Source organism: Pajaroellobacter abortibovis, from assembly GCF_001931505.1.
Classification (GTDB): Bacteria; Myxococcota_A; Polyangia; order Polyangiales; family Polyangiaceae; genus Pajaroellobacter; species Pajaroellobacter abortibovis.
Genome location: NZ_CP016908.1, coordinates 188759 through 202511, shown reverse-complemented (window position 1 = coordinate 202511; position 13753 = coordinate 188759). Strand labels below are relative to the sequence as shown.

Below are 13753 nucleotides of genomic sequence, written 5' to 3'. Positions count from 1 at the left end.
TTGACGAGTTCAGACCTACTGCATGAATCGCTTAGATTCTTAAACCTATCTGAGAACACACACATCCATCCACGACAACACAACTCGAACCCCTCTTAATTGAAGCTGAAGAGCTTCTTCGACAGAAGTCTAAAAAAGCTTATTGAGTCGATACGGTGGAAAAAGCTCTTCCGTAATGCTTGCTTTTGAAGTCTTCTCTGATTTTTGCCACGCGATCCGTTTGCTCCCAGCGGAAGATATCTCGGCCAAAATGGCCATAGGTAGCCGTTGGTTTGTAAATAGAGGAGAGCAAGTTCAGTTCATGGATGATCGATTTCGGCCTCATATCGAAGTGTTCGGTGATGTATTTTTCTAAGATTTCATCCTCCACAACACCTGTTCCAAAGGTGTTGATATAGACTCCAACAGGTTTTGCAACTCCAATGGCATAAGCGATCTGAATTTCACAGCGAGAAGCCAGCCCAGATGCCACCACGTTTTTGGCAATGTAGCGAGCATAGTAACAGGCAGATCGATCAACTTTGGAAGGGTCTTTTCCTGAGAATGCCCCCCCTCCATGTCGACCAATCCCTCCATAGGTATCGACGATGACTTTCCGGCCTGTAAGCCCGCAATCTCCCATGGGCCCCCCGATCACAAAGCGACCTGTGGGATTAATGTAAAACTTGGTGTTCTTATCGACTAGCGTCGAGGGGATCACATGCTCGATCACAAGGGACACAATCGCATCGCGCAAAGCTTCAAAGCTTACCGACTCATCATGCTGTGCGCTTACTACAACGGTATCGACACGGACGGGTACCCCTTGTTGGTATTCAAGGGTGACTTGCGTTTTCCCATCAGGACGCAGGAAAAGAACTTCTTTCTCCTTCCGAACCTCCGCGAGCCGCTTAGCCAATTGATGCGCATAGTAAATTGGAGCAGGCATCAAATGAGGTGTTTCATCGGTAGCATATCCAAATACAAGCCCTTGATCTCCAGCCCCTTGTTCGTGATAAAGCCCCTGCCCTTCGAGCACACCTTGCGCGATATCCTGACTCTGCTGTTCGATCGCCGTCAATACCGCACAGGTATTCCCATCAAACCCCATATCGGAATGTACATACCCGATCTCCCGAACCGTATTGCGAACGATCGTGGGGATGTCGACCCAGGCAGACGTGGTGATTTCACCCGCCACAACCACCATCCCGGTTTTGGCAAGGGACTCACAAGCAACCTTGGCGTATCGATCCTGTTCAAGGATAGCATCTAAGATTGCATCCGAAATCGCGTCGCAAATTTTATCAGGATGTCCTTCTGTGACAGATTCCGAAGTAAAGCGGTAGTGATTCATCGTTTATCATCCTTATCTTTATTTTGAGGCGAGGGACCCAGCATCCCCTCTGTCATCGTTTCTTAAGCTACCAAGATACGTTTCAGCATAAAGCGATTCTACCCTTTTATCATCACTAAGATAGCTCCTATTCCAATAAAAAGGCCCCCTATCCCCACATTCAGGCTTAAAGCTTCATGAAGCATCAGGCTTGCTCCTACAACAGCCACCAATGGCTCGAGCAGGGTAAGCAGCGATGCATGCACCGCTGAAATCTTTCTGAGGCCTTTGACAAAAAAGAATGCACCGAGTGCTCCAGGACCCATCCCCCCCATCCCAATGATGACCGCAGGGGGAAAAGAGAGTTGACACCAATCCTTGCCTGACACGAAAAGGGATAAAATGCCTGATGCGATAAATGAGTTAAAGGAAATGATTTCCATGGCAGACAGCCGTGAAACCAACCATTTATTCATCAGGACTGTAGAGGCATAAAAAATCGCACTTAGCAGGGCCAGGGCACATCCTCGGATGTCATGCGCGCGATGATATGCTTCCCAAGGGGCAAGCAAGATAAACAAGCCAAAAAGAGAAAGGGCCATCGCGAGCCAAGTGACTTTGGACAACTTATCCCGAACAAAAAAAGGGGCAGCCAAGGTCGAAAAAACAGGCATGCAATAGCGTAATAAGACAGCGATCGCCACACTCGTCCGTCGGTAAGCGGCAAAGACACAGAGGATACTCAAAGCGTTCGACGCAGCGAGCCAAATAAGGCCTACTATATTTTTATAGGAGAGCCCTTGAGGAGTGCGCTTTAACCAAGCGAACGGGGCCGTACTCACCGCAATGATGAGAAACACAAGCACTGATTCAAGCTGCGGAGTAAGTCTAGAAAACTGCTCCGCATAACGCAGGATAAAGGGCCATGTCCCCCACGATAAGGCAGAAATGCTCACCATCAAATAACCCAAGAAAGAAACGGTACGCGAGGTAGGTCGGACGCTCATAGGCTCAATCGGCAAGGGGTTTAGGGAAAGGCAGTTGACTTGATGATTCAGAGAAGGTGGAAATAGAAGAGAAGATAGAATAAGTCGCACGAGGACCGAATGTTCCCCTAAGAGGAATTCAAGTAAGGTATCGTTTCTTAGAACAAGCAATCCACTGAAAAGCCTCTAGTGGTGTCATTTGATTTAGATCGACAGCCTTAAGTTCTTCAAGAATGGAATATAAAAGAAGAGAGGCTTCCTCCCTTTTTAGAATTTCCTCAGCAGGAGGGGAGCATTCCTCTGCCTTCGCGTCCCTAGCAAGGGGACGCATCCCACTTGCTTCCTCTTCAAGCTCTTTGAGAATAGTACTAGCGCGCGACAGAACCGATTCAGGGATACCTGCTAATCGGGCACATTCAATTCCATAGCTGCGCGAGGCTGGACCTGGTTGTAATTGATGCAGAAAAATTACTTCCTTTTTGTGTTCTTGAGCGGAAACACTCCAGTTCTGGCATCCTTGCTTGGTTTTGGATAGACGTGTCAATTCATAGTAGTGGGTCGCGAATAGAGCGCGACATCGGGTAACATCGTGCAGATATTCAGCAACTGCCCACGCAATCGAAAGACCGTCGTAGGTACTTGTCCCGCGACCAATTTCGTCGAGGATCACAAGCGAACGGCGTGTTGCGGTCTGAAGCACATGGGCAGTCTCTTTCATCTCAACCATAAATGTACTCTCCCCACATGCCACATTATCGCTAGCCCCTACCCGAGTTAGGATGCGGTCAACGATCCCGATTTTTGCTCGTTTAGCAGGGACAAAGGAGCCCATCTGCGCCAAAATGACACAAAGTGCAGCCTGACGCATCAGCGTCGATTTGCCAGCCATGTTAGGCCCTGTAATTAACCACAGGTGCGCCTGTTGATGCCCCTCAAGCCCCTCCTCTGGACCTTCTCCTCCTGCTTCCAGCCGAATGTGATTGGGTACAAATCCCCCTACTCCCGTAAATCTTTCCACGACTGGATGCCGACTACCCTCAAGGATCAACTGCAGTGATTCATCTACTTCTGGACGAATGTAATCGCGGCAGTGGGCAACCTCTGCAAGAGAACTGGCCACATCCCATGCTGCGAGTTGTGAAGCCAGCTGCCGAAAACGGCTTTCATGTTGGGCAACCATCTCGATCAGGGCATGGTACAGTTCTGATTCGCGTGAAGCACAGCGTTCTTCTGCATGCGCTAGCCGATCTGCTAATTCATCAAGTTCACGGCAGGTGAATCGTTCCCCGGTAGCGATGGTCTGCTTGCGGCGCCATGCCTTTGGGACTTTGTCCAGATGTACGCGCGTCACCTCCAGGTACCAGCCAAACACACGTGTATACCGGACCTTAAGGCTGAGTATCTGAAACTCCGCCCTGAGACGTGCCTCGAGGTCGATCATTAGTCGCTGCCCATCCCTCGCTAACAGACGAGCCTCGTCCAGCTCTTGATCATATCCCTCACGCAGAATCAGCCCTTCTCCTAAACGTGGGGACGGCTCATCCATAAGAGCGCGCCGAAGCAGCGCTTCCACCTCCTCACACCTGTCCAACCATGCTCCTTCGCTTGGAACTCCCAAAGACCTTCGCGCATGGGGGCTAGGACATGCTTCGAATGCCCTAACCAATGAAGGAAGCTCTTGCAGAGAAGCGAGCAGTCCAACCAGATCTCGGGGATGGAGACGGCGAGTGGAGAGTTTGACAGCCAGTCGCTCCAGATCAGATAAACGGCTAAGTCGTTCTCGAATTTCTCGCCGCAAGTCTGAGTGTTCAAAAAATAGTTCAACCGCATTGTGATGGCTGTGGATTGCAGACACTGAGGTTAATGGAGCCAGAAGTCTTTTCCGCAAGAGTCTCGCACCAGGAGCAGTCTGAGTGAGGTCGATTTGGGAGAGAAGAGAGTCCTGGTATTCCCCTCCCATCGTCTGCACGAGCTCGAGATGCCTCTGAGCTGTTTGATCCAGTAAAAGGGTCTGGCTAGCTTGATACACCTGGAATGAAGCGATAGGTGGAGGTTTACCCGGTTCACTCGTGCAAGCTACGTGGATACAACGCGCCACCGCATGCTGAACCGAGTGGGACCACGTCACCCGCTCACATTGTTGTGCAGGAACATAGCCAAGTAAGCGGTAGACGGAGTCGAGAGTCAACCCGTTTTTTTCATAGCGGACCACCCTCCGGGGACACGCATTTTCGATTTCGATTCCAAGCTCATGGGAATCATTCCCCAAGAAGACCTCGCGTGGGTCAAGACGGATCACTTCCGCAAGAACATCCTCCCGATCGCTCAGTTCACAAGCGATCAGTTCTCCTGTCGTTAAGTCAAACGCTGCAACCCCCCATATCCCTTGCGGCCCTTTTTCGATCGCTAAAAAATAATGATTTTGGTTCGCTTTGAGGCCTGCCTCATCGAACACAACCCCTGGACTCACGATACGTACGACTTCGCGGGGAACGATCCCTTTAACTTTTGTTGGGTCAGCCATCTGCTCACAGATGGCCACTTTATGTCCTGTATCAAGAAGCCGTTGCACGTAAGAGCTTGCCGCATGATAAGGAACCCCCGCCATTGGGATCTCCTCCTTCACCCCTTTATTGCGACTGGTCAAGGTCAGATCAAGTGCACGGGCAGCAATGATGGCATCTTCATAAAAGAGCTCATAAAAATCCCCCATACGAAAAAAAAGAAGAGCATCCGCATGCTTCGCTTTAATAGCGAGGTATTGCTTCATCACAGGAGTTGCTGATGCCTCAGAGGTAGCTGATTTCATCTTTTTGACCTATTCTTGATCACTCTCACTCATCTTCCAAAGAAGATTTAAGCTCCCCCTCTCATAGAATAGAGGGACCCATAAAGTCGACTTTATCAAGGCTGATCTGTTGAAGCCCCTGCCCTGCCCCATCGATCACCAATAGCCTACCGTACGGCTCAATGAAACGGATCGAACGAGGGCTCGCACGATAACGGTTAGAAGGGATCCCCCCTCTCACCCCCACCTGAAGGCGGAGGGGAGAAAATCCACCTCGCGTAGAAAACTTCCAAGTCATATCCCGACTTGAAGCAGTGAAATCACTGGAAGCCGACAACATCCCCCCCATCATGAAAAAGGAGAAGAAAGGATTGCGCAGCGCAAGCACGCTATTCCGAGAAGGCATAAAAGAGCTAGAGGCGGTGCGAGGCACTTCCATGATGCGCGCATTGAGGAGCGCATCGCGCACGAGACAAGAATCGACACAGGCTTGATCCGTCCCCGAAGTGCCCACATGGTGTAGATATCCCGTTCTCTTTCCTATGGCAATCCATTGGCCTCCTGTACGCACTCGGAAAGAAGCCCTCCCTTGGAAACAGCAGTACAGTAACTTGAACCAAGGGACATTATCGGAACGTGCTCCAATCCGTTGTCGATTCGCTGGTGTCATAAGTGTACCAGAAGGCCCGTAGAAAGTGCCAAGCACAAGATGATCACTATACGCTTCAAGGATGGGGAAATCCCTGTGAACGCTCTGGTCCTGAACCGCTCCATACATCACCTCACAGGTGTGGTAGCGCTCTGCCGGCGTGCGGAGAGAAGTTCCACCCAAATCCCAACAGGCTGCCTGTTGATTCCAATAGGAGTTATCGCCAGGCAACAAATCATCCGCTATCTGGACATAATCCCCCATCTGCGCACCGACCTGCTCAAGAGCAGAAGGCGAAAGAACTGTAGAGGGGACTGCCTGCGCCAGCTCTTCCCTCGCTTTTTGAGCGCGCGCTAGGCTTGTTTTGACATCATGCACCCCCAAGGAACAGAGTGAAACCCCTTGGGTAGTCAGCGTCAGCGTATGAAAATCGTCGTTCGTCGACATATCTGCCCGAATTCCTTCAAAGCCAGGCAACTGCCCTTCATAGACAATGGTCCAATCATCATCGTTATGAACAGAAGGATCCTCCAAAGAAAATAGGATTCCAGGAGATTTTTCCACAGGGATGTACCCCGAGACCACACCCTGCAAATTTTCCTGTCCTTCTACCGAATGCGGGTATGCAAATGTGGATTGGACCTGCAATAAAATTGGATTTGTTCCCTGCTCTCCAAAATCAATAGGAAGAGAGATCTCATTGAGAAATAATTTAGGCGGACTCAACAGATAAGGGACTTGCCCACCGTGATTTAAATCAAAGGAGAAGAGGTACTTAGACCGTTTTGTATGCGGACTAATGATAGGGAAAAAGATTTCACCTGTAACAGCTTGACTAGCCCCCAATCGCCCTTCTGCACGAGGGGCATGGAAGGGGTTTGTGTCTTCCAAAGAGGAAGGCACCGGCTGGGGGAGACTGAGAGAGCTCACTTGAGCGTCAGACGTCAGCAAAACAGGGCGACGGCAGGGGGCGTCCCAATCGTCTACATTGACGATCTGGATCGATCCGTTTGTCAAAGCAACAAAAGCGAACACGCCTCGAAGGGAGTTCGGAAGCAAGCTCGTATCGCGCGAAAGGAGCGCTTCTCCCGGCCTATAGAACGCTCCCCAATCAACCACATTACCCTGTTGGTCAAAAGCGTTTGGATTCGGATTGCAGAGGAGCCCTGTCAATGCACCCATCCGTCCCGTCCCGTCCCAATTTTTGGTCACAGGGACATCATGGCTAACAAAAGAGATAGCTACAGCAGGGGCTTCAAAAGAGATCCTGTCTGGAGATTGAAGCGGATTGAGCACAGGATAGGGATTTGTCAGAGGGACAAGAGGGGAACGATCTGGCTGTGTGATATCGTACACCAAAATATTTCCATTGATATCACTCTCAATCCCATACAGATAGCGACGGTAGTCAGAAGTGATAGGGCTTACTGCTAGTGGCCCAACAGAAACCTGTCGATCCGGAGAAGACATACTTGTCACGATAAGGGGCTGCAGCTCAACTAGTCGCTTTGGATTGGAAAGGTCAATGCGGTGAATGAGCGGGAAAGAACCATCGGAAATATATAGGATCCGATCGGCAAAAGCTGCACCTCTTGGCTGAGGAGAAGCACCTCCTATCTTCGGAAAAGGGTTAGGGGGTGTTTGCCATTCCCATCCTGCACTACATACAGAGGGAGGCTGGGGAAGATCAAGCGTGATCCCACCACTTGCGTACGGAATTCCATCAGGCCAAGAGGGGCCTGCTGTCCAGTTCTCGGGAAGATCCGCAGCCAACTCAATGGCCCCCTCCAAAGGACACGGAAGGTACTGGCCAAGAGGGATTTGCTTGAGCGAATCCGGGTCGATCATCAAAGCCTTCGCTTGGCCTCGTTCATTCGATTGCAAGATAACAGCGATATCGTAAGTCCCACTGAAAGAAGAGGAAGAGGGAGCGCGTGGGACGGAAAGGACCGTCATCGGAGGTTGAGGAAGGCCACACACCATCCATTCTGTCAAGAGGGGAGGGGCCGGGCGAGGGTCTTGCCGAATCCCCTGCGAATCTCCCAAAATACGCGCGTTATCGACTACCCAAAGGGCATATCGCCCAGGCTCTGCTGTCGTGACCAGAGTCGATCGACCATCTGGAGAGGTCGCGATTCCCGTTGGCTGATTTCCGATCGGGACGGCCTGAACTCCCGGCGAAGCCTGATTGACATCGACAATAACCCCCGTCGATAAATTGACGACTGCAAGCCCATTCCGGCTCCCCTGCATAACCAGAGCAAACAGTTGATAAGGGGAATAAGCCAGATTAGCTGCAGCATTGGAGACACTGCAATGAGGCAGCGGTACTGGCTCAGGAAGTTGAGGGAGCATGCGATCGGGAGATGTTGGATCCGGTTTGAACACCTTGAGGCAAACGAAAGCAGCATCTTGTGGAAGTTCAATAGAACTGTGCTGGAGAGGAAGCTGCCGATCCCCACAAGCCGCAATCAGCCCCACCCCCATTCGAATCAAAACAGAAATACGGAGCAGCCATCGCTTCTTCACGGGGCAGCTGCCCCTAATGTCAGAACAGGTCTCCCAAAAGTGGTTGGGTGAGCTGCCATAAGATCCAACACTTGTACAGACGACTTCCGAAAGCTTGCCACATAACCGAATTGATAGCGTTGAAGCTCAAAGGATGACCATCTCGCATCCTTTGGCACTACCGCGCGGCGCGCCACATCTTCCCATGAAAATGGGTCGAAAGCCATTGCATGAGGTCCAGATTCCACCTGAATGATGTCGGCAATCGCCCTGCGATCAGGATCATACATGATCACAAGAGAGGCATCAAAACAAATAATAAAAACCCGAAGGCTATAGCGTCCATCTGTATCCACAATGGGTGCCAGATAAACACGAGAAGGCCCTGCTGGTAAAGGGATGCTCGAAGCAATGCGCAACTGTTCAGGAACGCGATTTCCACGCGCATCGGCAGTGCGATCTCCCACCTCACCGATCAGCAGAGACGGGGGACTGCGATTGATCAAAAAGACCCGTTCAGGCAACCGCAGGCAAGTCGCCTGCTCCTCGTCTACTTGAGCCTGAGTCCGAGGGGGATTGATCTTTAAATCGACAGGAGCTACGCGAAGCTTACAACTGATCCGGAGTGTGGGATCGACAGCAATCCCCCGCGAATCCATCCACCCCGCATTCGCCACCAAAGGGGTTTGTCCTCGCTTCACCAAAAAATAACCTGACTTTGCAGCAGCCGATGCCGGTCGATACGCGCGAACTAACGTAACCAGTGCAGCACTCCGACTCGTCAGGAGAAATGATGGACTACACCCCTTCTCTGGGAAAAACCCATCAGAAAGAGCGGCAATTCCGACGCCCCCAAGAGGTAATCCTTCTAAGACGAATTGGATGGTGGGGGCTTTCCCATCCGCACTTGTTATAAAAAGGCTTGCTTTGGGTTCAGACTGGTGGACCACGACGATCATGGAGCCATCTACACTTTGCGCCATACTGAAAGGCTCGGCTGGCATGGTGAGGTCTGCAACTAAACGCTCTCCCCCTCTCCCACTCGTAATTCGATGCGTACCACTGCAGCGTTTCTTTGCATCCTGATCACAACGGAAAAAGAAAGAGGGATACGACTCTGCTTGGATTGGATCTACATCAGCCAACGACTGATCGTTGGAGACATTCACCCATGTCAATGCCATGTCCCCTCGTGTGAGAACAAAAAGCTGATCCCCCCCTGTCTCGCCTCTCTTAAGCTGCACTTCTGATCCCAATGCTCCCAAGACGACAGTGTCCTTCTCATATCGGCTTGCATTGACCCGAGGAATGCATGTATCCCCTGGCAACTGGGGCTCGCCAGGGCGACCAGGCTTTGAGAGGGGTGGGTGATGAGGACAGGGGTTACCCCCCCCAGAGGTCTCCATTTTCCATAAGCGGGGCAACAAGGGATCCAGTGGATTTGCGATCGCGCGGGCCGCATCGAGACGGATTTGAGCGAGATTCAAGCTCTCAAGAGTACTACCATTATAGCGCAGGTCAAAGTCGGAATTCAGCACATACAAGGCATTCCCCCCTCTAGAAACTTCCATGGAGACAGGAAAATAGAGGCCAGAAGGCGGATCAACCCCTCCCCCTCCTCCATAACACCCAAGCCAAAAAAGGGACATAGCTCTTATCAAGTTGCGATAGCTAGAACGGTTCATACCCTTACTCGATATGTACTTTTCAAATTGGCAGAAATATCCATCTCAATCCACTTGATACGCTATTAAAACAGTGCTGTCGAGCTCTATAGAACCCCTCTTTCACAGCATTTTTTTAAACAGATGAATTAAAAAACAATGCAACTTCTACAACTTTGTTTTACGTTTGGAAATTCCTTACAGCCTCACCCCTCTTTCCGCATCCCACTGCAATGAGTGCTCTGATCTCAAATCCGCTAAAAATTGTTGTTGTTTTGAACAGCACCAGACCGAGAGCGGGGCTGCCAATCCCCCCATTTCTGCAAATCACCGAAGTCGAAAAAGCACTCAAGCAGGATGGGACCCCTTCTCACCCAACGCTGGATTCAAGAATGGATCGTCTGATCCGGAGTTTGACCGGTTTGCTCGAGCGCTGCGGAACCAACGAAAAAAACGCTGGAACACTGGAATAACAAGACTAGGTCGCTTTGCTCAATTCCCGTATTTTATTACAAGAAGCTGGAATTTTCCCTAAAAAGAAGTTTGGTCAAAACTTTCTTGTCGTTGAATCGATCGGCCGTACGATCGCTGAGGTCAGCATCCTGGAAGAGGAAAGAGGAAAAGCGCACGTGATCGAGTGGGGGGCAGGAGTCGGCGCATTAACATCTTTTCTCCTTGAACGTGCTCAACGTGTTAGCGCAGTTGAGCGCGATCGAGATCTGATCCCTATTCTCCACAGCGTGTTTGAAGAACCACTCCGCGCAAACCAACTTTCTATCCACGAAGCAGATGCTCAAACACTAGACATTGCTTCCCTTTTCGCCGTCTCCTCCCCTTCCTCCCCTCATATCCTAGTAGGGAATTTACCCTACTTCATCACCGGCTCGTTGCTCCGCCGAGCCACGGAGCAGGTAGAACACCTCTCACGAGCAGTCTTCATGCTTCAATCGGAAGTAGCCGATCGACTCCTCGCAACTCCAGGGGCCAAATCATACGGCGCATTAACCGTCTTTGTGCACAATGCCTTTGCAATCCACCGAATTCAAAATATCCCCCCTTCTTGCTTCTTCCCCTCCCCAAATGTCAGAAGCACACTCGTGCACCTCCTCCCCCGACGCCCCAGAATCACAGAAGAAACCTCTCTTTTCCAGTGGCTTGTTCACAAAGCATTTGAAAAGAGGAGGAAAACTCTCCGCAATGCGTGGGCCGGATGGATTGAGCCGCAAATCCTTGTCCAAAGCGCAGAAACATGCGGCATCTCCCTTAACTCCCGAGGAGAAACGCTGTCCGTACAAGACTTTGCCCGCATGACTCTCGCCCTGCAAGCTGCTCAAAGAAGGCATCCTCCTCCATCAGACCGAATTCCAGAAGACCGCAATCTTTGAGCGTGCACGCCTAAGGACAATCACGTATAGTTCTTCTCCAGCCGCTCCTGCTCCTCTTTGCAGTGAATACAGAGGTCTGTTTCAGGTCTCGCCTCCAGTCGCTTAATGGCGATCTCTTCCCCACAGGACTGGCATTGCCCAAATTCTCCGCTCTCTATCTTTTCCAGAGCTTGTTCTATCTTTTCAAGAAGGCCTTTTTCACGCCCGCGTAGACGAAACGTGAATGACTGCAAATACTCGCTTGAAGCCAAATCCATTTCATCGGACAAATCTTCCACATCAAGCGTCATATCCTGTTCAAGCGTCTGCTTGGCTTTTTTCAGGATTTCATCCCGTTTTTCGGTTAAAAGAACCTTAAATTTTTTGAGCGTTGCTTTATTCACCCCAAGCTCCATGTTGATGCTCGTGATTCGTCAGACTCCATCGTACTTATCTTACGAAAGAGAAAAACTAGAATGGACATGCTCTTCTGTAAGATAATGTACTAGCAAAAGATAAGCATGCATTGCTTCAACGTCAACCAAGTTAACAGCTCTATGAAGCGAGGAACTTTTATCGTCGCGGGGATTGATGAGAACGGGCTAGGCCCCCGTTTAGGACCTCTTGTGGTGACCTGTGTCCGCGCAAAAACGTGCAGTCAAGGCCTGACCATTGCTGAAGCAGCTCCCTCTCCTTCCCTTGCAAGAAGAATAGGAGACTCTAAGAAGCTAGTTTCCTTCCATGAAAGAGCACTGGGGGAGGCGTGGGCTAGAGCCATTGCGTTCCGCTCCTCGAAAAGGCCATTGAATCCAGATGACTTAATTCATCAGATATCCCTTGAGCCAAGAGAAAACCTCAGAGTCCCCTGTCCACCCCTCCACCAAGCTCAGTGCTGGGGAGCAGAAGACGAGCACTTCGAAGCGGAATCGGCTCTGGTCAAGCGTCTATTGCAGGATCTCGATGAACTGTCTCAACAGGGCATCGATGTCCTAGAAGCGCGCAGTGTCCTCCTCTGCACCAAACGCCTCAATCAAGCCTATCAAGAGAAAAAATCACGTTTTGCGATGGATCTCCACGCAATGGAACAATTGGTACTCCATACCGCAACCTGCCACCCGATGGAGAATTGCTCGATCACTTGTGGAAAAGTAGGGGGAATGAGCCATTATCCCCATCACTTCGAACTGCTAAGTCAATATCCGTGCAACACCGTGCAAGAGAACTCAGCCTGCAGTGAATATAAAATCCAGTCCATCGGACGCCTCCGTTTTGTACAAGACGCTGATACGCATCATCTGCTCGTTTGTATTGCCTCCCTCGTCGGGAAATGGATTCGGGATACGCTGATGAGACGGATTGTGCGATATCATCACCACAATGATTCAACATTACCTCTTGCAAGTGGGTACAACGACCCGATCACCCGAAGCTTTATTGAGAAAAGCGCCCAGAGCCGCCAGAATCGGGGCTTACCTTTGATTTGCTTCGAGCGCCTGGGGAAGCACTCATCCATTGCTTGAGCAGGCCAATTTTCACCTCCTCCGAGAGATTGACCTCCTGTGAGGCGGCGGAATCCACCACCCCCTTCTGTACCAACTCTTTATCCCCAATGCTGTAGACTTGAACTCCTTTACGAGCAAAAAGATAGCGCAACTGCTCCTTTCCATACTTCTTTAGCATCACGCGAACAGCTTCGTCCTCAATTCCAGAAAGCCTGGAGGCAGTGGGGAGAGCAGTCAACACAGCCATAATTTGCTTGGCCTTGGCTACCTTAGTGCGGACTAAAGAGATCATCCGATACCACTTTGAGCCTTCCTGATAGAACCCTGTTGCCCCTCCCCTATAGAGGGGGATTCCCAAGGGATCCGTAAGAACGTATTCAACCCCCTTCCTTCTAATGCTAATGTGAGCAGCAGAAGGTAAAGCCGCCACAGAAGTGGGAGGATTGGTCGTACCCGGCAACTGCTCTCCGACTCGCTTAGCCAGCTCAGAGAAAACCTGCCAGCTTGTGCTTACCAATTCCTCTAGAGGTTCCTCGTCATTATTCGTGATGTACTGCATTTCAACGAGATAAGGGCCTTCCCAAACACAAGCGCGCCCCATACCCATTACAGACTCTCCACCCCACTCTAAGGATTCCGGCACAGTTTTGTCGGCAGGATTCCCCACCAGCAACCCTCCGTTTGGTAAACACCGCATACGTCCCAACCGGAGAAGCAAATTCAGAGAGATACACCTCAATCGCACTGGTCCCCCCTTTGTATCGAAGAGCGGTCACTTTTTGAACGCCTAGCCACCTGTAGATCTCACACTCTCCATCAAAGGCAGTGGTGCAGACTTGTTCCATGGAATAGCGATCCCCCACACCATAGACCCGAATTTCTTCGCTCGAATCGATACAATACCTAGCAACATCCAGAGGAAATAAGGTATCACCTGTGACAAATGAGAGGCACCTTTCTCCTACAGACAGAGGTGC

11 protein-coding genes are annotated in these 13753 nt (G+C 50.7%); 3 read left to right on the top strand and 8 right to left on the bottom strand.

Going from position 1 to position 13753, the window contains the following annotated elements; translation table 11 throughout:
* Positions 1 to 139: 139 nt before the first annotated feature.
* The 5 genes from metK to BCY86_RS01000 form a co-directional block, all read right to left on the bottom strand.
* A complete protein-coding gene (gene metK, locus BCY86_RS01020) occupies positions 140 to 1336 on the bottom strand; it encodes a methionine adenosyltransferase (protein ID WP_075276059.1) in 1197 nt (398 codons plus the stop codon).
* Between the two features lie 98 nt (positions 1337 to 1434).
* Positions 1435 to 2412, bottom strand: coding sequence for a DMT family transporter (locus BCY86_RS01015; protein WP_156864969.1), 978 nt, complete (start codon positions 2410 to 2412; stop codon positions 1435 to 1437).
* A 28-nt stretch (positions 2413 to 2440) separates the two neighbouring features.
* Entirely contained in the window at positions 2441 to 5110 is a 2670-nt protein-coding gene (mutS, locus tag BCY86_RS01010; protein WP_075276057.1) for a DNA mismatch repair protein MutS, read from the bottom strand.
* A gap of 61 nt (positions 5111 to 5171) precedes the next feature.
* Positions 5172 to 8267 carry a YncE family protein gene (locus BCY86_RS01005; protein ID WP_156864968.1) on the bottom strand — a complete coding sequence of 1032 codons (3096 nt, stop codon included), beginning with the start codon at positions 8265 to 8267 and terminating at the stop codon, positions 5172 to 5174.
* On the bottom strand, positions 8264 to 9895 hold the full coding sequence (locus tag BCY86_RS01000) for a YncE family protein (protein ID WP_075276055.1): 1632 nt from the start codon (positions 9893 to 9895) through the stop codon (positions 8264 to 8266). Before BCY86_RS01000 ends, BCY86_RS01005 begins: the two co-directional genes overlap by 4 nt.
* 248 nt (positions 9896 to 10143) lie before the next feature.
* Here BCY86_RS01000 and BCY86_RS10020 point away from each other — a divergent pair, with 248 nt between their 5' ends.
* Both BCY86_RS10020 and rsmA read left to right on the top strand, forming a co-directional pair.
* Positions 10144 to 10383, top strand: coding sequence for a hypothetical protein (locus BCY86_RS10020; protein WP_172824759.1), 240 nt, complete (start codon positions 10144 to 10146; stop codon positions 10381 to 10383).
* A 15-nt stretch (positions 10384 to 10398) separates the two neighbouring features.
* Positions 10399 to 11295: a 16S rRNA (adenine(1518)-N(6)/adenine(1519)-N(6))-dimethyltransferase RsmA gene (rsmA, locus tag BCY86_RS00990; RefSeq protein WP_075276053.1), complete on the top strand. Its 897-nt coding sequence runs from the start codon at positions 10399 to 10401 to the stop codon at positions 11293 to 11295.
* 20 nt (positions 11296 to 11315) lie between these two features.
* On the opposite strand, the gene BCY86_RS00985 is transcribed toward rsmA, so the two are convergent.
* Positions 11316 to 11678 (bottom strand): TraR/DksA family transcriptional regulator, encoded by a 363-nt coding sequence (locus BCY86_RS00985; protein ID WP_075277492.1) that lies wholly within the window; start codon positions 11676 to 11678, stop codon positions 11316 to 11318.
* A 153-nt stretch (positions 11679 to 11831) separates the two neighbouring features.
* On the opposite strand from BCY86_RS00985, the gene BCY86_RS09535 reads away from it, so the two are divergent.
* Complete coding sequence (locus BCY86_RS09535; RefSeq protein WP_075276052.1) at positions 11832 to 12794, top strand: ribonuclease H family protein; 963 nt, start codon at positions 11832 to 11834, stop codon at positions 12792 to 12794.
* Here the strand turns inward: BCY86_RS09535 and BCY86_RS00975 are convergent.
* Both BCY86_RS00975 and BCY86_RS09530 read right to left on the bottom strand, forming a co-directional pair.
* A complete protein-coding gene (locus BCY86_RS00975; protein WP_156864967.1) occupies positions 12706 to 13377 on the bottom strand; it encodes a hypothetical protein in 672 nt (223 codons plus the stop codon). The genes BCY86_RS09535 and BCY86_RS00975 overlap by 89 nt on opposite strands.
* The gene (locus BCY86_RS09530) at positions 13337 to 13621 is read right to left on the bottom strand and encodes a DUF6599 family protein (RefSeq protein WP_156864966.1); all 285 of its coding nucleotides are present in this window, start codon (positions 13619 to 13621) and stop codon (positions 13337 to 13339) included. The genes BCY86_RS00975 and BCY86_RS09530 overlap by 41 nt, the downstream gene beginning before the upstream one ends.
* Positions 13622 to 13753: the final 132 nt, after the last annotated feature.